The 22,634-nt window shown below is 38.0% G+C and carries 19 protein-coding genes; 12 read left to right on the top strand and 7 right to left on the bottom strand.

Annotated elements, in window-relative coordinates:
- Positions 1 to 152 precede the first annotated feature (152 nt).
- The gene (gene celB, locus R8495_RS08800; protein WP_317635104.1) at positions 153 to 1,508 is read left to right on the top strand and encodes a PTS cellobiose transporter subunit IIC; all 1,356 of its coding nucleotides are present in this window, start codon (positions 153 to 155) and stop codon (positions 1,506 to 1,508) included.
- Between the two features lie 445 nt (positions 1,509 to 1,953).
- Positions 1,954 to 6,399 (top strand): S8 family serine peptidase, encoded by a 4,446-nt coding sequence (locus R8495_RS08795; RefSeq protein WP_317635103.1) that lies wholly within the window; start codon positions 1,954 to 1,956, stop codon positions 6,397 to 6,399.
- Positions 6,400 to 6,531: 132 nt separating this feature from the next.
- On the opposite strand, the gene R8495_RS08790 is transcribed toward R8495_RS08795, so the two are convergent.
- The 5 genes from R8495_RS08790 to R8495_RS08770 all read right to left on the bottom strand — a co-directional run bounded on the left by R8495_RS08790 (position 6,532) and on the right by R8495_RS08770 (position 11,656).
- Positions 6,532 to 7,422: an aldose 1-epimerase family protein gene (locus tag R8495_RS08790; protein WP_317635102.1), complete on the bottom strand. Its 891-nt coding sequence runs from the start codon at positions 7,420 to 7,422 to the stop codon at positions 6,532 to 6,534.
- Positions 7,423 to 7,491: 69 nt separating this feature from the next.
- On the bottom strand, positions 7,492 to 8,493 hold the full coding sequence (locus tag R8495_RS08785) for a tagatose 1,6-diphosphate aldolase (protein WP_317635101.1): 1,002 nt from the start codon (positions 8,491 to 8,493) through the stop codon (positions 7,492 to 7,494).
- A 176-nt stretch (positions 8,494 to 8,669) separates the two neighbouring features.
- A complete protein-coding gene (locus tag R8495_RS08780; RefSeq protein ID WP_317635100.1) occupies positions 8,670 to 9,476 on the bottom strand; it encodes an SDR family oxidoreductase in 807 nt (268 codons plus the stop codon).
- Positions 9,477 to 9,497: 21 nt separating this feature from the next.
- Positions 9,498 to 10,850, bottom strand: a complete 1,353-nt coding sequence (locus R8495_RS08775) for a PTS galactitol transporter subunit IIC (protein WP_317635099.1) — start codon at positions 10,848 to 10,850, stop codon at positions 9,498 to 9,500.
- 44 nt (positions 10,851 to 10,894) lie between these two features.
- Positions 10,895 to 11,656, bottom strand: coding sequence for a DeoR/GlpR family DNA-binding transcription regulator (locus tag R8495_RS08770; RefSeq protein WP_317635098.1), 762 nt, complete (start codon positions 11,654 to 11,656; stop codon positions 10,895 to 10,897).
- Between the two features lie 191 nt (positions 11,657 to 11,847).
- Between R8495_RS08770 and R8495_RS08765 the strand changes: the two genes are divergently transcribed.
- From R8495_RS08765 to R8495_RS08730, 8 genes are all read left to right on the top strand, one after another.
- Positions 11,848 to 12,309: a PTS sugar transporter subunit IIA gene (locus R8495_RS08765; protein WP_317635097.1), complete on the top strand. Its 462-nt coding sequence runs from the start codon at positions 11,848 to 11,850 to the stop codon at positions 12,307 to 12,309.
- A 27-nt stretch (positions 12,310 to 12,336) separates the two neighbouring features.
- Entirely contained in the window at positions 12,337 to 12,627 is a 291-nt protein-coding gene (locus tag R8495_RS08760; RefSeq protein ID WP_317635096.1) for a PTS sugar transporter subunit IIB, read from the top strand.
- A gap of 145 nt (positions 12,628 to 12,772) precedes the next feature.
- Complete coding sequence (locus tag R8495_RS08755) at positions 12,773 to 13,984, top strand: betaine/proline/choline family ABC transporter ATP-binding protein (RefSeq protein WP_317635095.1); 1,212 nt, start codon at positions 12,773 to 12,775, stop codon at positions 13,982 to 13,984.
- The gene (locus R8495_RS08750; protein WP_317635094.1) at positions 13,977 to 14,615 is read left to right on the top strand and encodes an ABC transporter permease; all 639 of its coding nucleotides are present in this window, start codon (positions 13,977 to 13,979) and stop codon (positions 14,613 to 14,615) included. The genes R8495_RS08755 and R8495_RS08750 overlap by 8 nt, the downstream gene beginning before the upstream one ends.
- Complete coding sequence (locus tag R8495_RS08745; protein ID WP_317635093.1) at positions 14,608 to 15,546, top strand: osmoprotectant ABC transporter substrate-binding protein; 939 nt, start codon at positions 14,608 to 14,610, stop codon at positions 15,544 to 15,546. Before R8495_RS08750 ends, R8495_RS08745 begins: the two co-directional genes overlap by 8 nt.
- On the top strand, positions 15,543 to 16,199 hold the full coding sequence (locus tag R8495_RS08740; RefSeq protein WP_317635092.1) for an ABC transporter permease: 657 nt from the start codon (positions 15,543 to 15,545) through the stop codon (positions 16,197 to 16,199). Before R8495_RS08745 ends, R8495_RS08740 begins: the two co-directional genes overlap by 4 nt.
- A 269-nt stretch (positions 16,200 to 16,468) precedes the next feature.
- Positions 16,469 to 16,813 carry a hypothetical protein gene (locus R8495_RS08735; protein WP_317635091.1) on the top strand — a complete coding sequence of 115 codons (345 nt, stop codon included), beginning with the start codon at positions 16,469 to 16,471 and terminating at the stop codon, positions 16,811 to 16,813.
- Entirely contained in the window at positions 16,806 to 20,510 is a 3,705-nt protein-coding gene (locus R8495_RS08730) for a BspA family leucine-rich repeat surface protein (RefSeq protein ID WP_317635090.1), read from the top strand. Before R8495_RS08735 ends, R8495_RS08730 begins: the two co-directional genes overlap by 8 nt.
- 58 nt (positions 20,511 to 20,568) lie before the next feature.
- Here the strand turns inward: R8495_RS08730 and R8495_RS08725 are convergent, their stop codons facing one another.
- A complete protein-coding gene (locus R8495_RS08725) occupies positions 20,569 to 20,760 on the bottom strand; it encodes a hypothetical protein (protein WP_317635089.1) in 192 nt (63 codons plus the stop codon).
- A 118-nt stretch (positions 20,761 to 20,878) separates the two neighbouring features.
- Between R8495_RS08725 and R8495_RS08720 the strand changes: the two genes are divergently transcribed.
- Entirely contained in the window at positions 20,879 to 21,082 is a 204-nt protein-coding gene (locus tag R8495_RS08720) for a helix-turn-helix transcriptional regulator (RefSeq protein WP_317635088.1), read from the top strand.
- A 1-nt stretch (position 21,083) separates the two neighbouring features.
- Positions 21,084 to 21,530 (top strand): hypothetical protein, encoded by a 447-nt coding sequence (locus R8495_RS08715; protein ID WP_317635087.1) that lies wholly within the window; start codon positions 21,084 to 21,086, stop codon positions 21,528 to 21,530.
- Here R8495_RS08715 and R8495_RS08710 read toward each other — a convergent pair.
- A complete protein-coding gene (locus R8495_RS08710) occupies positions 21,522 to 22,487 on the bottom strand; it encodes a polysaccharide deacetylase family protein (protein WP_317635086.1) in 966 nt (321 codons plus the stop codon). The genes R8495_RS08715 and R8495_RS08710 overlap by 9 nt on opposite strands.
- Positions 22,488 to 22,634: the final 147 nt, after the last annotated feature.

Raw genomic sequence — 22,634 nt, 5'->3', positions numbered from 1 at the left:
GAAAAAAGGAATACCTTTTTTCTGCGAATTGGATATTGCAATTCTTCAAAAAACGTGTATAAATGTTGTATTCTTAAGAGATAAAAAAATATTGATCATAGTTTGACTTTAACTTATAATGCTAAGAGTAATTAAATGTGTGGAGGAATGTTATGGATACAACCCAAAAAGGGGCGTTAAAAGACAATATCACTAAAGTTGCTGGAAAGTTTGCATCTTCGCGATTTGTCAGAGCAATAATGGATGCTGGATACAGCGTTATACCGTTTACAATCATCGGGGCAATTTTTTTGATTTTAACGGTTTTACCACAGGCTTTTCCAAATCCAGGATTTGCGGATTTTTATGCCGATACTTTAGGAAGATTTTCTAATTTATATCAAGTTGTTTACAATTCAACGATGGGGATTTTAGCAATTATTTTTTCGGGAACTTTTACGTATTCTTATACTAAAATTTATGCCACTGAAGAACAGTTGAATCTTAATCCTTTGAATGCTTTGTGGATGTTTTTGATGGCATTTTTCATTAATGTACCGCAAATGTTTTGGAAAAATGGTTCAATTCAATTAGAACAATCTTTAAAAGATGCCAATATTGTTGTTGGTGGGTATGCTGTTTCTGCTGGTGGAGTTGCCAGATTAGCATCGGTCGGGATTTTTACCGGATTAGTTGTGGGCTGGATTACAGTGCAAGTATATCGCTTTACCGTGAAGCATAATTGGCAAATCAAAATGCCAGAATCAGTTCCAGCAGGAGTTTCAAATTCATTTAGTGCATTGATCCCTGGAGTTTGTGTGGCGGTCGTTGTGTTCTTAATGAGTTTGATCTTTATCCTTTTAGGGACGGATTTATTTAAAGTTCTATATATTCCATTCTCGTTTGTAAGCAAGATTACTAACACATGGTGGGGCTTTATGATCATTGTTTTCTTGATCCACTTCCTTTGGTGGTTCGGAATTCACGGAGCGACGATTATCAATTCATTTACGACTCCGATTTTGTTAGCTAATATGGCTGATAACGTTAAAGGCGCTCATAACTTCTTTGCGGGCGATCCAATGAATGCGATGGTTATTCTTGGTGGATCTGGCGCGACGTTGGGAGTTTCGATCTGGTTAGCAACAAGAGCACGCTCAACCCAGTTAAAAGAAATTGGTAAACTGGAAATTATTCCAGCGATCTTTAATATTAATGAACCGCTAATTTTTGGATTGCCAATTGTGTATAATGTTGATTTATTTGTTCCATTTGTTTTTGCGCCAATGGCCTCAGGTTTAGTGGCTTATCTAGCAATTTCTACGAATTTGGTACCAAAGATTATCATCCAGCAACCGTGGCCAACCCCAATTGGCTTAGGAGGCTTAATTGCTACTACTAGCTGGAAAGGTGCGGTAGCAGCGGTTGTCTGCACCCTAGTTTCCTTTGTAGTTTGGTATCCTTTTATCAAGCGCTATGATAACGCGTTGCTTAAAAAAGAAAAAGACGTTACAACTGAAACAAAATAATGTAAAAACTTCTGCCAGCCAGATCTTAATTGATCTAGCTGGCTTTTTCTTTCACTGAACACAAAATTAGGAGTTTTAAAGGTTGTATCACGATGATGCCAAAAATATTATAAAATAAAATGTTTGATTGTATTAAAAAAACTGAAAAAAGAATTATAAAATATATATAATAGGCCTCTAATGAGCAATTATATCTACTATAATTTTTTTGTGCGTATTTTGTCGCAAAATAAAAATTTGATTTTTGTTCATACTTTATTCACACTTTTTCTATATAGTAAATATTGTTGAAATCAAGACACCTAGATTGATTTCAGTAGTAACTCTCCTAAAAAGTTTCTATGAATTTGAACAGTTGTAAGTCACTACCCAGTTAGTAGTGGCTTTTTTCGTAACTAGGGTGAGGGGGAAATTTAAAACCTATTTTTTAGCAAGGAGGAAATGAATGAGTAAAACTATTAAATTACTTGGTTCTTTTTTGTTGCTGTTTGCGCCAGTTGCACAAACTCAAGGAGTTTTGGCGCAACAAAATCAAACTGGAAATAAGACCTCGATGGAAAAACAGTTACGATCTAACTCTAATGATTACAAATCATGGGCGACAAATGAGTATTACCAGGCGGTTAAGGCTCAACTTTCTACTCGTGGTGTCGATGTAAGCAAGTTAAATTTTTCGGATTTAAGCTGTCAATCTGTTAAAGTTATTGTTGAGTTAGACGATAAACCAGCAGTTAATCAAATTGATGTTAATCCAGGTACCACTGAAGCTGCAGATCAAATTGATCAGGCGGCCAATAATGTTATTGACGGACAAACTGACATTAAAGATCAAGTTGAAGAAATTACCGGAAACAAGGTCAAACATGCATACGGATATCTTTTTAATGGTTTTTCGATTACCGCAAAACCAAATCAAATTCCTAAGATCAAGAATCTTCCTGGAGTTAAAAAAGTGACAGTTTCGCATCAATATCGTCCAACAGATGCAACTGCTAATGATTTAGCAAATGTGCAAAAAGTCTGGTCGAATAACCATTTAAAAGGTGAAGGAATGGTAATTTCGATTATTGATACCGGAATTGATTCAACTCACAAGGATCTCCGGTTAACCGATCCGAGCAAAGAAAAAATTACGTCCACCAAAGGTAATAATATGGCTAAAACTTTGGGATATGGCAAGGCCTGTTCTGATAAAATTCCTTTTGCTTATAATTACGCTGATGGGACTAGTGAAACTGTGTGGGATACGGGAACAACCATGCACGGAATGCATGTTGCTGGAATTGCGGCGGCTAACGGTAATGATGGCAATGCAAGCAAAGACGCACAAGGGATTGCTCCTGAGGCGCAGCTGTTAAATATGAAAGTGTTCAGCAATTCTTCAAATACAGCCTCAGATGACGATATAATCAGTGCAATTGAAGATTCAGTTAAGCTGGGTGCCGATGTAATTAATTTGTCGCTAGGTTCAACTGCTGGAGACGTTGATTCTAAAGATCCTGAACAAATTGCTTTAGCCAATGCTGCTAAGCAAGGAGTGATTCCGGTTGTTGCAGCAGGTAATGAAGGTATGTCTAATTCTGCCAACGGAACAGATGTCCCTTTTTATCAAGCAGATGATTCAGATACAGTGAATGCTCCAGGAGTATCAGCAGATGCGATTACTGTAGCTTCATCAGAGAACAGTAGCCAAATGAAAAATACGGCGAAAATTGTTGATTCTTCAGGTAAGGACGTTTTAGGAAAAGAAATTTCAGGTCAGTTATCAACAGTTGCTAGTTTTGCTTCAGTTTCAGGTCATGGTTTTTACGTTGCTAAAAACGGCAAAGATGGGTTACCAGGAATTGGCAACCCGGAAGATTTTGATGACAATGCAAAAGATAAAATTGCTATTGTCACTCGTGGCACTACAACTTTCTTAGAAAAGCAAGAAAATGCTAAAGCTTGGGGAGCTGTTGGGATTGTAATAATTGATAACAATCCAAATGACTCTCAATTAAATTTCTCGTGGGATGAAACATTTCCTTCTCTGGGTGTAACGACAAATGACGGGAAAGCGCTTGTAAAAGCTGTCAATGCTGCACCTCAAGCAACTTATACAATTTCGATTGGTAAACAAAAGGTTGCTAGTTTAAATGGTGGTAAAATGTCTTCGTTTACTTCATGGGGACCAACCAACGATCTTTCATTTAAGCCAGATATTACTGCCCCAGGGGGTCAAATTTTGTCCTTGGCAAATAAAAATAGCTATAAGACAATGAGCGGTACTTCAATGGCAACGCCTTTTATTGCGGGAGCGACGGCGATTTTAGCAGAAAGTCTCAAAAAAGAAGGACTTAATCTAAGTAAAGATCAATTAACTAAATTTGCGAAAACAAGCCTGATGAATACAGCAAAACCGATGTTAGATGTTAGTAGTCAAGGCAATCTTGTATCTCCAAGGCAGCAAGGCTCTGGCTTGATTCAATTAGATAAAGCAGTTGATAATCGAGTGAGTGCAACGACGCCTACGGGAGACAGTTCTTTTGCTTTAAAAGAAATTGGTCAAAACGTTGACATGACCGTAACTTTAACTAATCGGGGCGATCGAGAGGTTAAATACACTTTTAATGATCATGGTGGTCCTTGGACTAGTAATGATCAATTAAATCGCAAGGTCAATGAAATGAGAATTTCTAAAGCCTCTTTAACGACTGATAGCAATACGGTTGTGGTTCCAGCACATGGGACGAAAAATGTTGTAGTGCATTTAACATTACCGATGGATTTTCCAAATCAAAAATTTGTTGAAGGTTATATTGGATTTGACAGTGAATCATCACCTAATTTAGTAATTCCTTATCTTGGCTTCCATGGAAAATGGGGTCAAAGTCCGATTATTGATCAACCTTCCTGGAGTCAAGATTCCATTTTTGGTGGTGGTTATTTTAAAGATAGTGATGGTAATATTTTAGGCTCTAATTTACCAAGAAGTATTCGCAAAGAACAAAACAGTGCGCCTGATTTTAGTTCTGATCCAAGTCGCATTTTGAAGCATATTAAACCAGAAACCGTTGCAATTTCGCCAAACAATGATGGAAATCAAGATTACGCATACCCAACTTATTACTTGCTGAAAAATGGTCGCAATCCATCTTTTGAAATTGTGGATTCTAATAACAAGGTTATAAAGATAATCGATCAAGAAACCAATATTAGAAAATCTTTTTATGACGCTAAAAGTGGTGCTTTTACGACGTCTACGCATGAAGGATTGGCTTGGGACGGTAAAGTTTGGGACGAAAAACAAGGAAAAAATGTTAAAGTCGCTGATGGAAATTATAAATATCGATTAACGGTCAATCCGACAACACCGAATTCTTTGATTCAAACTCAAGATTTGCCTATTAAAGTAGATACTGTGGAGCCCAAGCTAACAAATATTCAATTACAACGTGATTCCAATGGCTTGTATTTAAGTGTCGATTTGAGCGATTCAAACAGTGGGATCCAGAATATGGGCGTGATGAATACCACGATCAATGGCGTACCACAAAACTACAACCTTTATGATGATTCTGGCAAAAAGGTTTCGTTGAATCCGCTTAAAGTTCGGTTGGTTCCTGAACAAGTTGCTAGTTTAACGAGTGGTAAAAATCAAATTGAAGTTGGGGTGCTAGATAACGCTGGCAATTACGGTTACACCAAGAAACTGATGCCCGTGCCGGGTTTATCTGCTCAAGGTTTAGTAACTTACAATTTACAAAATGGGCAACGAATTTCGACGGCAACACCATATGTTGATGCCAAAAATTCAATGATGACGATTAATGGTTGGTATAATCGGGATATTTATATCAACGGCAAACTTGGTAAAATTGATCCGAACAATATCTTTTCCGTCAAAGTTCCAATTCCGTCGGACGGCATTTTCCGATTTTCTACTGATCCTAACGGCAAAAATATAATTCGAACTGTTAAAACAGTAATTGCAATGAAGACACGTCCAATCTATATTAATGACTCAGGCAAGACGGTTAATACTGATAAAAGTTCTTACGAAGTAAAGGGAACCGTTGATCCTGGAATTACGAAAGTTACAATCAAAGGCGGCAAGAAAGACGTCATAATAAATGCAAATGATTTGTTTTTTGATCGTAGTTTTGTTAGAAAATTAGATCTGCATTACGGGGTAAATAAATTAACGATTACGACAACAGATATCGACGGTAATGTATCTGAGCCAGTGACAATTACAGTTAATTCTTCTTACGACGATGATCCAAGTGATCAAGTGACGTTTAATGACGAAGATTTGGAAAAAGTTGGCGACACGAAAGTTATCACAACCAAAACGAAAGGTTTTAATACCGAAAATGGCATGTATACTATTTCAGGTAAACTAAAAAGACCAGTTGGAGCATTAAAAATTGCGGGAGAAGCTGTTAAATACGATCCAAAAAATTTAACGTTCAAGAAAACAATTCAATTACCGACTAACGGTTATAAATCAATTTGGGTCTATGTGGTTGATAAAAATGGCAAGACCTTAGTGGACGGCTCGATTCGTTTTAAAGTTGATACAAATTTGCCGACAATTAGTTTTAATGATTCCAAAAATTGGCGTCAGGATGAACAAGGAAATTATCAAGTAACAACTTTGAGAAATCCATATGTAATTAGTGGAACCGCTAATGATAATTATTCTGGCTTTAAAGTTTTTGCCAATAACAGTGTTGTTTCAGTAACACCAGCTTTTGGATTGTACAATCAAAGTACAGGATTTCCGGTTAATTTCTCTGTAAGTGCTAATTTGAAACCGGGGCTCAATCGGTATCAAATTTCCGTTATTGATTCATCGGGAAATATTGTTAGTCACAATCTAAACATCACATATCAAGGGTTAAAATAAGCAAAAAGCGGGTTCTATGTCAACCAGTAATTTTCCAGCCAGATCTAAATTGATCTGGCTGGTTTTTTTCTCAAATAGAAAAAGAGCGCTGACCATTACTGATCAACACTCAATATTATAGAACTGAAAATGTTATTTAAAATCAATTTGGAAATGGAGCTCAGTAGTTTCGTTGGGTTTCACAATCGAGTTGCCTTTTTTGTGATACCAATCAGTAGGTTGATCTGATTCAATATCAGGAAGCCCTGCAAAAGGTTCAACACAGATAAATGGCGCATTTGCATGTTCTTGACTCCATACGTTGAGATAAGGGAAGTTGCCGCACTCGATTGTTACACTGCGCTCATGATTAGGAGTTGAAAGGGTAGATTTATCGATTTCAGTATTGGCAATTAAAACAAAACCATCATCAAGTAGTTCGTGAGTGAGGGGGATTTGATTTCCGTCACTTTCTTTTAAATCTTCAATTTGACCGTTGATAAAAGGAGCAGTGCCAGGCGCAAAGAATTTTATGTTGCCATTAACGGGCTCAAGGGTCAGGGAATAATCATCAAAACTGCCATCACTGCGTGTAAATGTGTTGAATGCCGGATGGAATCCGAGGGCGAATGGCATTTCTTGTTCAGTGTTGTTGGTTACTTTTGTTGAAACATTGAGGCCTTGATCATTCAATTGATAAGTAACAGCTAAAGTGAATTTAAATGGGTAAATTTTAAGAGAATCAGCATTTTCGTGGAGCTCAAATGTGATTTGCTCGGTTGTTTGATTAGTGACCTTCCACGGATAGTCACGGGCAAAACCATGCTGCATCATCGGGTAAATTTTGCCGTTTAATTCGTATTGATCGTTGTTAGAACGACCAGCTGCTGGGAATAAAATCGGCGAATGGCGATGCCAGAATTTTCCGCTTTGATCATTCCAAATATATTCATAGTTATCTTGTTTTTTATTTTGAACTGATTGTAATTCAGCTCCAGTTTGGTTAATCGTGGCACGAAAATTTTCGTTTTCAATGGTAAACATATTTAACTCCTTTTTAATAAAAAAAGTTGACCCCTTTGGAATCAACTTTTTAAGCTCATTAGTTTCTAATTAGTCAGCTTGTTCAACTCGGTTGGTCCAAGGAGTAGCTGTTTCAGCTAAAACTTTGTTTAAGCTGTCGATGTTAGCTTTACCTTCAGTTTCTAACCATTTTTGACCAGCAGCTTCGCCATCTTTAGCAAATGGTTCGATTCCTGGTTTCCAAGTTGCACGACCACAAAGAACACCATTAAATTCAGAACCAGCTTCTTTAGCGAATTGTAATTCTTTTAAGAATAATTCGTTAGTAACGCCTGCTGAGAGGAAGATGAATGGTAAATCAGTTGCATCTGATTGTTCCTTGTAGTATTTCTTAGCTTCGTCTTGTGAGTAAACAACTTCGTTGTCACCATTGAAGCCTTCTACATATTTCTGGTTAACTGGAACTTCAAGTTTTAAGACAGAAATGTTGTAGCGAGGTTTGCTGAATTCACGAGTAGCTTCGATAACTTTGTGAGGTTTAACCTTAGCAAATTCTGCTTCCGAAGCTGATTCGTTCTTGCCATCGTAAGTTACGATTTCAAAGAATAATGGAAGACCATTTTCTTTAGCTTCAGCACCAACACGTTCTACGAAAGCCTTCTTACGATCGTTGATTGAATCTGGTTCATCAACATCATAGTAAAGCAAGAATTTAACTGCGTCGCCGCCTTCTTCTTTAATTCTAAGCGCGCTTTGATCATCGATTAAATCAGGGAAACGTCCTGGTTCAGTAGCGTCGTAACCAGTCTTCTCATATGATAATAATAAACCAGAATCATTAGAACGAACTTTACTTGCTGGTAAACCATATTCAGGATCCAACAAAATTGCACTTGCGTATTTTGTCAATTCAGCTGAAACTGCTTTTTTGAAATCAACGATTGTTGTTTCATCGGCTGGCTTGTTAGCTGCTGCTGCGAGCATCTTTTGTAAAGATCCACGCTGGTCAATAGCTAAAGCTGAGATAACGTTATTGCTATCTGACAAATTTTTAAGATGTTTAATCTGATCTGCTGTAAGTTTTACAGACATTAAAAAGTACCTCCTCAGGCCATTACATTAATAAATATTTCCGTATCTATCATACCAGTTATTTTGCAAAAAAACAGAAAAAACTGATCAAAGTAAACGCCTTCATTTTAATTTTTTTAAAATTTAATAGCTTGTAAATCGTTTTGCAGGTTGCAGTTTTCATATAATCAATTAAACTACCCGCGTGATTTTCCACCCGAAACGTTGACAGTTTGACCAGTCATATAACCTGAACGATCTGAAAGGAAGAAAGCTACTAGATTAGCTACTTCACTTAATTTGCCGCTTCGACCTAATGGAATTGTTGAAGTGTTTGCATAACCTTTTCGAAGATCCTCTACTGATTCATGTCTAGAATAAGCCAATGCTTCTTCGTAATCCAAGGTTCTAAGGCCAGTTGCTTCGAGAACCCCTGGAGCAACTCCAATAACTCTTACATTATATTGACCCAATTCTTTTGCCCAAGCTCGAGTAAAACCGTTAATCGCGCCTTTAGTGCCAGAATAGATTCCGGCTCCCTGAGATCCTTCTAAGCCGGATTCAGAAGACATATTAACAATCACACCCGACTTGTTTTTGACAAGAACTTTGCTTACAGCAGACGACATTAAGAAAGTGCTTTTGACATTTACGTTAAACATCTTTTCGTAGTTAGCTTCATCAATAACATATTTTCCGTTGGGATCTTTGGGGTCTGTGATAACTCTTGGGATATTGATGCCCGCATTGTTGACAAGCCCATCGATAGTTCCATACATAGAAATCGTCTTTTGAACAAGATCATCGACTTCTTTTTTGTTTGTAACATCTGTCTTGATGTAAGTTAGATTCTCATTAGTTACGTTACCTGGCTTTAAATCTGCATTAACCACTTTTGCTCCGTCAGCAAGTAGTTCCTCAACAATTGCGTTTCCAATTCCTGATGAACCGCCAGTAACAATGAATACTCTATCTTTAATGTCTAACCAATCACTAACTACCATTAATCTTCCTCCAAATTATAATTAACTATTTTTCTTAGAATCTACTTTATATAAGCGATCCTTTTTGTAACTTACATACGTATAAATAAATGCACTAACAAATAAAATTAATATCACAAAGAATCCAATTGACATTTCAAGTGTGAAACCCTTAGTCAAAAGATACGTGATTGGGCTACCAGCTTGGTCCAAAGAGGATACTTTTTTGCCAGCTGCTAATAGATGAGTTGCCCGACCAAGTTTATCTTGAAGTGTCCACATTTGATTGGAGATCCAGATTGTAATAAACATAATACATGAGCCAGATATTAATACTCTAAAGATATTTCCGTGGTGAACCCCCGTTGCAATTGCGATGAAAAATCCAATTGTTGCTAAATCACCAAAAGGTAAAACCTTATTTCCTGGGACAATGATTGCAATTAAAAGGGTTATTGGGACGAATAACAATCCAGCAGCAATAACGTCGGAGTTGCCAAGTAACAGAGCAGGATCCATCCCAATTGTGAAGTTACTGCCTTTGAAGCGTTTATCCATGACTTTTTTGGCTGATTGTGAAATTGGAATTAAACCTTCCATAATAAATTTAACAACAACTGGCATTAAGACCATTACGGCTGCCATTTGGATTCCTAGTTGGAGAGATTTGGCAATACTGAAACGAGCCAATAATCCAATTACAACTCCTAGAAAAGCTCCAATGATTGAAGGTTGCCCCAAAACTCCAAACTTTGTTTCGATAGTTTTTGAATTCAAAGTTATTTTGTTAATAACCGGAATCCGATCAATTAAATCGTCAATCGGTTTAGCAAAAACACCCATGTAAGCTGAAGTTCCGTGCGGAACAGAAATTCCTTCTAATTCAAAGAAATTATCAGTGACCGGTTTGTAAATATCACCTAACTTATATGCAATAGCAGCATGAATTGCAATTGCAATAATTCCTAAAATGTAATTACCGGTTGCAATTTGAACAATTGCTCCAGTAAATGCCATATGCCAAATGTTCCAGATATCAACATTAACAACTTTAGTCATTTTAGTTACTAACATGATGAGGTTGACTCCAATTGCAACCGGAATTGCGATTAATCCCATATTAGAAGCCCATGCCATTGGTGAGGTTCCAGGCCACCCGATATCAATAACCTCTAGTCCTAAATGAAAGTTTTTGGCCATTGCCTCTGCGGCTTTGCCCAAATTATTTGTCAAAAGTGAAACTACTAAGTCGATGCCGACGAAGCCAATTCCAATTGAAATCCCTGAACGTAACGATTTGCCGATCCCATTTCCAAAGATCAAACCAACAATAAAAATAATCAGCGGAATCATAACGCTAGGTCCTAAATTAACAATATATTGAATTACTTGCACTTAAATCATCTCTTTTCTCTTCCTAATAGATCTGTTGACTTAAACTAGCTTGAAGCTATGATTAAGTCGGTATTTAACTGTAAATCATGAATGATCTGCTCATCTGAAATATTTTCAGTAATTAAAACATCCATCTCAGAGATCTTCATAACTTTGTTAAGAAAGGCTTTGCCAAATTTGTGGTGATCAACTCCAATAATTTTTTTCTGGCATCGTTTAATGATGTCTCTGGCTAGTTCTGCTTCGCCTGAGTGATGGTTCGTTAACCCATATTCAGGAGTAATCCCACTGCCAGAGAAAAATCCAACGTTTATAACCATATCTTGGACTGCACTGATTGCACTGTTTCCATATAGAGCACCTTCGTTTTTTCTAACAATTCCACCTAAAACAATTACTTCGATTCCACTTACTTTGTAAAGTTCGTTAATAATCGGGATTGAATTGGTGACAATTGTTAATTCTGAAAAATGCTTCAATATTTTGGCAACAGCCAAACTGGTGGTACCGTAATCTAAGTAGATGGTATCTCCCTCACTGACAAAATCGACAAAAGCTTTGGCAATAACATGTTTTTCCTTAATGTTTTCCTGCGCTCTGCGATCATAATCTGTTTCGTTCATCGCAACGTTCAGTACGGCACCACCACGTACAGTCCGAACAATGCCCTTCTTTTCCAAGCTGTATAAATCTCTTCTTACAGTTTCTCTTGTAACATTTAAAGACTTGCTTAACTCCAAGATCTTAATAAAATTATTCTTCTTGAGGATATTAACAATAGCCGCGCGCCGTGCTGTTGCATCCATAGACTTTATCATCCGCCTTTCATTGCGATAAGTATAAAATAGCACAAAAAAAACGATTTGCAAACCGTTAGCAAAATTTTTTTGGCAGTTGGAAAAATAAATATTGCAAAAAGCGCTTTCTGGATGTAGAATTGTTTTGCGGCAAAAAGCCATTTCGCTAGCTATAAAACACTACAAGGGAGTTGACATATTTGGTTTTAATTAGTAAGGACCTGATTTTTAAAGATAAGACATTCAATGATCGTGAAGAAGCTTTAAATTTTAGTGCCCAGAAATTGTTAGATAATGGATTAGTCAAAAAGACATATGCTCAGGCGATTCTTGAGCGGGAAAAGATTTTCCCAACAGGTTTACCAACCGGAAATATTAAGGTGGCGATTCCCCACGCAGATGCTGAGCACGTTAACGAATCTGCTTTAGCGATTACGACCCTCAAAAAACCAGTGGGCTTCCAAAATATGGGTGATCCAGATTCTACTTTAGATGTTTCAATAATTATTATGATGGCGATTGCTGAACCTAAGAAGCAAGTTGCGATGTTGCAGCAGTTAATGAAGATTGTGCAAGATCAAGATTATTTGCAGAAAATCTTAGATTGCCAAAGTACTGATGAGCTTTATGATGATTTGCAAAAAAAATTTTGCGAAATGTAAATTAAATAGGAAATAAGAAGGGATATTATGAAAAAAATTCTAGTCGCATGTGGTTCTGGTATTGCAACATCAACAGTTGCAAGAAATGCTATTGAGGAAAAGTTAGAAGAAAGAGGAGTGGATATGAGTCAGCTTTCTTTTGATCAAACCTCGATTCCCCAAATTCCAAGCATTGCTGATCAATATGATTTGATCATTACAACTGCCAAGTATACAGAAGACGTAAATAAGCCGATTTTAAATGGGTTGCCTTTTCTAACAAATATCGGAGAAGATAAAGTTATTGATCAAATCCTTGACACATTAAACTTGAAATAGATAAATCGTAAAGTCAGAATATAATCTGGCTTTTTTTGTGCAAATTCTCAATTGATTTATATTTTTGACTGAAAGCAATAAGTGATACATAATAGTTATAGAAAAGTCCATTTAGAAAGGATGTGCTATTACGGCTTATTTAGAAATGTCGCATGTACGAAAAGTATACGGCGATAAGGTTGCGGTTAATGATTTTAATCTTGATGTTGAAAAAGGTGAGTTTATTTGTTTCATCGGGACTTCGGGTTCTGGTAAAACAACAACAATGAGGATGATTAACCGAATGAATGTTCCGTCATCTGGTGAGATTAAGATTAACGGAATGGATGTTATGAAGATGGATCCTGTAAAATTGCGGCGTCAGATCGGTTATGTTATTCAAAATATTGGATTACTACCGCATATGACAATTAAGGATAATATTTTGTTGGTCCCTAAAATGCTCAAATGGGACCAAAAGAAGATGGATGATCGCGCAGTTGAAATGATAAAAATGGCTGAGTTGCCAGAGGAGTTTTTAGATCGCTATCCGAGTGAGCTGTCTGGTGGACAGCAACAGCGAATCGGAGTGGTTCGAGCACTTGCTGCCGATCAGGAGCTCATCTTGATGGATGAGCCATTTGGGGCCCTTGATCCAATTACGCGTGATTCTTTACAGGATTTGGTGAAGGATTTACAGCAACGCTTAGGCAAAACTTTTATTTTTGTAACCCATGATATGGATGAAGCGTTAAAACTGTCGACGCGAATTGTTGTGATGTCGCACGGTGACCAAGTCCAGGTTGATACGCCAGAGAATATTTTGCGCCATCCGGCCAATAAATTTGTGGCCGATTTAATCGGAGAAGAACGTTTAATCCAGGCCAGACCGACGATCACGACAGTTGGGCAAATTTCCAAAAAGGCAATTTCAATCCAAAACAATGCGAATTTGCGTGAAGCGTTGAGCTTGATGCATCAAATGCGCGTTGATACGCTTTTGGTTACGGATTCGAAAGGCATCTTAAGAGGTTATGTGGACTTAGAGATGATCAATGACCAATATAATAAGAAAGAACGTGTTGAAGATGTGATGAATAAGCAGGCATTTTTTGTCCGCAAAGATTCAGTTATTTCAGACACAGTCGACCGGATTTTAAAACGAGGCTATCGAAATGTGCCAGTCGTTGATACCAACGGGGTCTTGACCGGAATTGTAACGAGAGCATCACTTGTGGATATGGTTTATGATGCGTTATGGAGCGGCGGTGATAATGAAGAATCATCTGATAAAGAAGTTTCTTCTGATGTGGGTGAGACTAGTGCTCATCACGATGCTGCTCATCCCAAAAATAGGGAAGTGACCCAAAATGAGTGATTTTTTGACTGAATATGGCGGCGAGCTGGTTCAAGAAATTATTCAACATATTTATATTTCGGCAATCGCCTTATTATTAGGGATTATTGTGGCTGTTCCTTTAGGAATTCTTTTAACGAGAGCTAAGAAAATTGCGGGATTCGTGATAGGGCTAACGAGCGTTTTACAGACAATCCCGGCAATGGCACTTTTAGCGATGATGATTCCGCTGTTTGGGATTGGGACACTCCCCGCAATCGTTGCCCTTTTTATTTATTCTTTAATGCCGATCTTGCGTAATACTTATATCGGAATGACCGGAGTCGATCCGAGCTTGATCGATGTTGCAAAAGGCATGGGAATGAATAATTGGCAGTCGATTTGGAATGTCGAATTACCCCAGGCAGCAGGAGTTATCATGGCGGGGATCCGCCTTTCAGGGACTTATGTCATCGCTTGGACTGCTCTGGCTTCCTATATTGGAGCAGGCGGCCTGGGCGACATGATTTTTAACGGCTTGAACCTTTATCGGGGCGATTTGATCTTAGGTGGATCGGTTCCAGCAATTCTTTTGGCGCTTTTAGTCGATTGGCTGTTGGGTAAAATCGAGGCAAAAGTGACTCCGCGGACGCAGGAGGTGCAAGATGCCTAAATTAAAATGGAAGAACGCTACAATAGTTCTCTATAGTTTGATCTTACTCCTGGTTTTAACTGGCTGTTCGTGGCCAGGTCTCAGCGGGACCGGCGACAATACTATCAAAATCGGTTCCCAAAATACAACTGAACAGCAAATCATGGCTAATATAATTCAACAGATGATTGAGCATGATTCAAAATATCAAACAACGATTATTAATAATTTGGGTTCCGGAAATGTTAGCTTTGAGGCGCAAAAGCGCGGCGATACTGATCTCACGGCGATTAGATACACGGGAACGGATTACCAGACCATTTTAAATTTAAGCGGCGGTACTAGTTCTAAAGAGATTAATCAAGAAGTGAAAAATGATTTTCGCGAAAAATATCAAATGACCTATTTTCCAACGTACGGATTTGCTGATACATATCAGTTTATGGTTACGGCAAAGTATGCCAAAGACCATAATCTAAACACTGTTTCTGATTTGAAACGTGTTGCTGGCGATATGCGCGTGGGGATTGACCAGATTTGGGCTAATCGGCGCGGCGATGGCTACAGCGCATTTAAAAATACGTATGGATTCGGATTTGGTAAGGTCTATCCGATGCAGATCGGCTTAGTTTATGATGCGCTTGATTCAGGGAAAATGGACGCAGTCTTAGGATATTCAACTGACGGTCGGATTGCTAGTTATGATTTGAAGCTCCTAAAAGATGACAAAAATTTCTTCCCGCCTTATGAAGCCAGCGTGGTTGTTAATGATCAGGCATTAAAAAAGTATCCAAAATTAAAAACAATTTTAAGCCGCTTAAACGGTCAAATAAGTCTGAAGACGATGCAAAAATTGAATTATCAAGTAGATAATGACCTGTTGGAGCCTTCAGTTGCAGCTAAGCAGTTTTTAGAAAAGCATCATTATTTTGAGGGGGTAAATGACAAATGAAAGATATGAATCTTTTACAGCAATTGATTTATTATTTTACCCATAACGGTCAATACATTCTTGGTGAATTTAATCGGCATTTTCTGATTTCAGTTTACGGGGTTATTCTGGCGTCAATTGTTGGAATTCCGATTGGGATCTTCATCTCACGGCACTCAAAGCTTGCTAAATGGGTCGTCGGGATCGCTAATGTAATTCAGACAATTCCTTCTTTGGCACTTGTTTCTATTATGATGCTGGGGCTAGGGCTCGGGGTTAATACCGTAATCTTGACGGTTTTTCTCTATTCGCTTTTACCAATCATTAAAAACACTGACACGGGGATGCGGAATGTGAACCCTGATCTGCTTGATGCTGGTAAGGGAATGGGAATGACCAAAATGCAGCGCTTGATTCAAATTGAATTACCACTTTCGATTTCTGTGATCATGGCGGGGCTGCGTAGTGCACTGGTCCTTGCAATTGGTGTAACTGCGATCGGATCTTTCGTTGGAGCAGGAGGCCTGGGAGATATTATTATTCGTGGGACTAATGCAACTAACGGTGGTGCGATTATCTTAGCGGGCGCGCTGCCAACAGCTTTGATGGCAATTATTTCAGATTTAGTTTTGGGATTTTTGGAGAAACGTTTTGCAGCTCGGACTAATCACTAACAAATATTGAGTGTTGATCAGTAATGATCGGCGCTCTTTTTTGGTTATCGAACAGCAAGAGCGATTTTCAAAAATTTATTTACTGAAATTTATATATCTTTTGTATATTAAAATAATCCAAAGAGAGCAAAAACGAATTAATCAGCTAATAGGTTGAATTAATTCGTCTTTTTTTAATTTTTTTTACGAAAATTGAGTAAAATTCTATTGATGATTTGGTATAATGGAGATAAAGAAAATATTATATCAACAACAAAGAGGAGATGAAGATGAACTTATTTAAGAAATTAAGCTATATTTTGGTAGCTATTAGCGGAATTTGGGCTTTAACATTTGCTTTAAATGTCAAGCAGGACAGTAAAGCTGCAGAATTTCCCGCGGATGTAGCAATTGAAAACAATGCAAACGTTTCCAGGGGGGGGGGCTTAGCTGATTATCTAAAAGGTGATTTAAAAGCTTTAATTCAAAATGGCTTCCTTAAGGAAACAAAACATAATCAAGGAGATCCGATGACTTCTATCTTGGTGATAGGAAATGGGGTCTCTTTTTCGTCTTCTAAAATAATTGAAGAAAAAATTCATCTCCAATTTAATAGAGGTGATCTTTATGAATAAGAAATGGAAGTGTTTAAGTATAATCCCATTTGTTTTAGTCGGCTTTTTTGTCATAAGTTTAGAGATCGCAAGCGGTTCTTTTAGTAAGGCATTTGAGCGCAAAGAAAATGTTACTGTAAGTCCTAAAGAAACGGATAATAGTAAACCTATTTTTCGCCCTGATTTTCAAACGAGAATTGAAAGAGCACTTCAGCCAATTACGACTGAGCCAGGTGAAACTCAGTTTTTCTTTTCAACATTTGGTAATGCTTCTGCCCAGCTTAATGAAAATGGTAAGTGGGATACAATTGAAATCACCAAGCCGATATTGTGGCAGCGTGGAGCGGCAGTTCTTAATACTTCAGTAGATATGACTCAGGACTTCACTTTTAATTGGGATTTAAAGATTGATCGTGGGACGACTGATTTAGCGGATGGATTAGGCTTTAGTTTTCATCCAATATATAAACCCGGTCAAACAATTCTTGATTCACAAGGCGGTGATAGTTATGTACTGCCAGAAGTTTTTGGGCGTCATTCCAACACCACGCCAGTTACTTCAGCGACAGACCCTGACAATGGTCAAAAAATTCATTCACTTGGGCTTAGTGGAGGAGATCTTGGATTTAGTGATCTGATGAATGTGATTGGTTTTAAGATTGATACTTACTTTAATACACCTAACGGGAGAAAACAGCCGGGTACCTCTTATGGAAATCCAGGACATGCGGTCAATTATTTGTCTAACGATGATGAAACTACACCATTTGGCGCATTCGTGGAAACAGATAATACGGGATTTGCGATGCCAGGTCGTTATTCTTGGCGTTTAGTTGCAGACGAGACTACACCAATAACAGGAAAAAGTGATGCCTACGGTGGAGTTAGTGGTATTCCTTCAAAAATTGCTGATGGTAAATGGCATCCGATGACCATTTCATATGCATCAAGTACCAATACTTTTAAAGTAACAATCGCTGGAAGCGAGGGCAATTCTATCCATAAAATGACCTGGTCAAGAGTTTTGACTCCAAATGAATTAGCAGTGATTGCTGATCGTAAGAAATGGGCATTTGCGATTCATGGATCTACCGGTGCAGGAAATGAGCTAAATGTCATTCGAGACGTTCACGGAACATTTACCCCAGGGGATCCAGTAGTCATCACACGTTATGTTGATGAGAATGGTAATGATTTAAAAGATACCGTATCGACCATGTTAGAAGATTGGCAGGAACTCCACCCTGGGTCGACTCAATTTGTGGATAACAGCAGTCCTGAAACTATAGTAAAAAATGGTAAGACTTACCGGCGAGCTCAGGTCAATGGGACGTTCTTTAAGGACGGTACGAGAACTCATCGCCGCCTGGGTCCTTCGGGAGTTGGAACTACTGCAGTCAGCAGTGGGAGTAACGTTGAGGTCAAAACAGAATTCGATCTCGTTACATTCATTAATTATGTCTATCGTCAGGATCTTACAACAGGCAGTACTGATGTGACATCCGATCTACAGTTGAGTACTGATGGGACAACATTCTCTAAGACCGCCAACATTCATCCAGGAGACAAAGTAACATTTAAATATACAGCGAAAAATAATACTCTGCCGATTTGGTCAAAGGTCACAGCAGTTCAGTCATTAGGTGGTTTGTTTACACCAACAGGCACATTGCCTGCAGGCGTTACTCAAAGCAGCGGTTTGTTATATGTACCATTGAACACAGGATCGACAAATGATTTGAGGTTAGGCGAGACTGGTACTAATACGGTTAAGATGAAGTATGAAGGAGTCGAAAAAGCCAGCCTTACTTCTAACGATGCGGGACAAATTACGATCACTAATAATCCTGCAACACCGGGAGCAGCCAAAACGTCAACTATTGTCTCAAAGGTATCAATCTACGATCAATCCAATCAGTTGATTGATGATAGCGGTAGTCCAATTTACGGGTCATATTTCTATAATGCTGCTAATTCTCAGGCTCCTTTAGCTAATACTGAAACAGTGTACAATACAGCCAATTACGTTCCGACGACAGATTCAGTGACGGTTAATGATCAGGGCTGGTGGGACTTTAATGCGACGACTAAAGTTCTGACGATCTATCCACATGAGTTGAATTATGAGGATGATAAAGAGCTTGAGTCTTCTGGACGGAACTACAGCTTTCCTTGGTCTGAGAACTATAGCTTACAAATAGAAAAGACGGTGATCAAGCCGGGAGTGACAGCAAAGGGCAGTCTAAGAACCTTATTTTATGATCAAGAAAATATGACTACGATTGAAGGACTAGAGGATCTCGATACCAGTGAAGTGACAGATATGTACTTCATGTTCTGCCTATGTCGTTCCTTAACCAATTTAGATGTTAGTAACTTTAATACAAGTAAGGTCACTAATATGGGGACGATGTTTGGTAACTGTTGGTCGTTAACCAGCCTCGATGTGAAGAATTTCGATACTCATAATGTTACTGATATGAGTGAAATGTTTAAAAGCTGCGAAAAAGTAACCAATTTAGAAGTGAAGGATTTTGATACTTCTAAAGTCACTACAATGCTGCGAATGTTTCATGGGTGTGAATCACTAACTAGCTTAGACGTAACAGGATTTAATACCAGTAATGTTACTAATATGCAATCCATATTTGGTTTTTGTCGATTACTCACAGGCCTTGATTTAAGGAGTTTTGATACCAGTAAAGTTACTGATATGTCAGATATGTTTGTTTATGATAACTCTTTATCTGATCTAAAATGGAATGCAACGAAATTTAATACCAACAATGTTACTGATATGCAAAGGATGTTTAACGAATGTAGTTCATTAAATGTTATTGATGTAAGTCATTTTGATACCAGTAAAGTAACGAATGTTAGAAGAATGTTTAATGAATGTACGTCTTTAGCAAGTCTTGATTTGAGCAGTTTTGACCTGACTAATGTTGTTCACAAAGTGGATTCAAATTATGTGGATAGTGGGTATTATGAGATGTTGGCAGATACTCCTAAACTTTGGAAATTAACGCTTGGACCAAATACGAAATTTCCAGATGTTACAGTTAGCGGGACGTTGATCTCTACAAAATTGGCAGACCCAACGCCTGGGAACAAAGTTATCGATTTAGATTCCCCAGTACCGCCTAATCCGCAGTATTACGCTACGAATGCTCAGTGGCGGGAAGTTGTTACACCTGGATTAGAGCATGTGCCAGACGGAGCAGCGAAAACAGCAGCTGAGATTCTCAGTGAGTCTGCAACTCGCAATGATGTTAGAACTTACGTTTGGGATCAAATTGGGAAGCAAACTTTAGAAGCGACACCTGGCAATATTGATCTGGGAACCCACCTTGGGGCGCTTAGAAATCAAGAATACAAAAGTTCAGCGCAGAATTTGAAATTAACCGATAACCGAAATGCGAGAGCGGGGAAGAATTGGCGCATTGAAGCAGCGGTAACGAAACCGTTTAAGCATGCAACAGATCCAACCAAAGTAATTAGCGGCGATCCACTTTATTATCATGATACGACTTTGGGGACGAAGACGCATTTAACTTCTACGGCGCAACTTCTATATAACGGTACTGCGACAAGCGACTATCAGGACGTCAAGAATTATCCATGGAATTTGAGTTTTAAGGCAAGTCCGAGTGGTATCCCAAAAGCAGGGAAATACAATGCAACAGTGACATTTACTTTGGTGAATGTTATACCTTAAATTTATACTATAGAGTGTTGATCAGTAATGATCGGCGCTCTTTTTTTAGTTGTAAGCACTAAGATCTAGCTTCATTATTTAATTTTGCTTTTTGAGGATGGAATATTTTGTCAACTTTCAAAAGATAGATTGTGATTCCAATTTTTAATGACAAAGTATAGATGTTCTTGACATAAGTTGCCAAAATGCTAATTAATATCACGATGAGCGCCCAAAAGATATAAGTGTTGCGACGTTTTGTGTTTTCCATAATCACTCGTTAAGTTTTTATATAAGCTCTTAAAGTTGAATTAAATGAGTAGTTGACTTCTCTTTTAGAGTCGGGTATTATTAAATGCGAAGTTAACTTCCCAAAAAGGAATTTTTAAATGATAATTACTAATGAAGTTCAGTATTGGCGTAAAAAGAGAAACTTTACGCAAGAAGAGCTGGCCGTTAAAGTTGGAGTAACTCGTAAAACGATTGGCTCGCTTGAAAAAGGTAACTACACACCCTCTTTATTGCTGGGGTTCAAGATTGCTCAAGTTTTGAATGTTGATATTAACGAAATCTTTAGGTTGGAGGACAATTGATTTGAAAAAAATTATTTTTGCAGCAGTGGGAAATGTGGTTTTAATGATCATCTTACTAATTGCCTTGATTCAAACGATTCTTAGTTCCGAAATCAATAGCGGCAGGACAATTTTCCAGCTTCATTTTGGAATATGGTGGGTAATTTTACTTGTTGCAGCCTTGATCCGTTTCCTGATTGCTAAATACAAGAACTACGATTTATCGAAATCTGAATTCAGTACTGACGATGAACGTGAGCAATTAATTAGCCATCGCGCAACCGTCGTAACCTATAAAACAACCGTTATATCTTTAATGATTGCGCTTTTTGCCTTCTTTTTCCTCGTCACCGTTTCTGACAATATAATGCTTGTTAAAATTGCAGGGATTATTACAATTGCCTCACCTATCATAGTAGGATTTCTAACGTATCTAGTTAGCTGGCTGGTTTTTGAATGGCTATTCTAAGATTCCGAACTGATAATCTCTGTCTTTATAGTACTTAATAATTTCTGGGAGTGCTTGAACGGTTACTTGTTTATCAGAAGCGTCATGCATGAGAATAATTTCGACATTGGATTGAGGATAAACAGTTAAAGACATTGCATGGTAATTAAGCGCTGCTTGGACGGTTTTGGGAGCAGATGCGCCCAGGCCATCTCCGTCGGCGGCATTCCAGTCCATCCAGGTAAAATTATCTTTTTCAAGCAAAGACTTGCTTTCGTCTAAATTCTTCCAAGACATCGTTCCACCTGGATAGCGCCAAACCCTAGTATCAAATTTATCGCCTAGAAAAGATTTCATCAGGTCTCTGGTTTTATTTGCTTCATCAAGAATTGCCTGAGCATTTGGAACATTATTAGGATAAAGGATCTTGTAATCATGAGTAAAACTGTGCACTGCAATCCCATGCCCACTATCGTATTCTTGTTGGACCAATGCTTGGGTTTCAGGAGTGATACGATTACCCACCAAGAAAAAAGTCGCATGAACATTGTGTTCAGCCAGAATATTGAGCACTTGCGGAGTATCATTACTGCTTGGTCCGTCGTCAAAAGTTAAAAAAACAACTTTGGGCTTGTCAGGGTTTACGGGTCCCTTCATATCTTCGCGCACTTGCTCAACTTTAAAAGTCCAACTGTCAGCTGCTTCATTGTGATTTGTAGGAGCTCTTTTAGTTTTGGGCTTTTCTTTTGGAACATCTTTGCTTTCGCTGGCGGCTTTAACCTGGGAAGTACCTTTGGAAGCTGATTTTATTTTCGATTTAATTCTATGTTCAGTTTTTTTGACCTTTGTGATTTGTTGAGGATGTTGTTCATAAGCCCAAACTAACCAGCCCGAAACACCAAGACACAAAATAATACCTATTGTGCAAATTGAAATAATCCAGCGTTTTTTCCGGCGGGATTTTTTTATTTCTTCCATCTTTAAAAGATCCTTTATTCTTAATTCGATTGTTATCAAAGCTTATTATACTAGATTTCATCGTATATGTACGGTTAACCTAAAGAAAAAAAGTAAGAAATTTAACAAAATGTTAGGGGATGAACAAGATTAGTTTATCCTTTTTTT

Source organism: Xylocopilactobacillus apicola (assembly GCF_033095985.1).
GTDB lineage: Bacteria > Bacillota > Bacilli > Lactobacillales > Lactobacillaceae > Xylocopilactobacillus > Xylocopilactobacillus apicola.
This window is presented reverse-complemented; position numbering and strand designations above follow the sequence as displayed.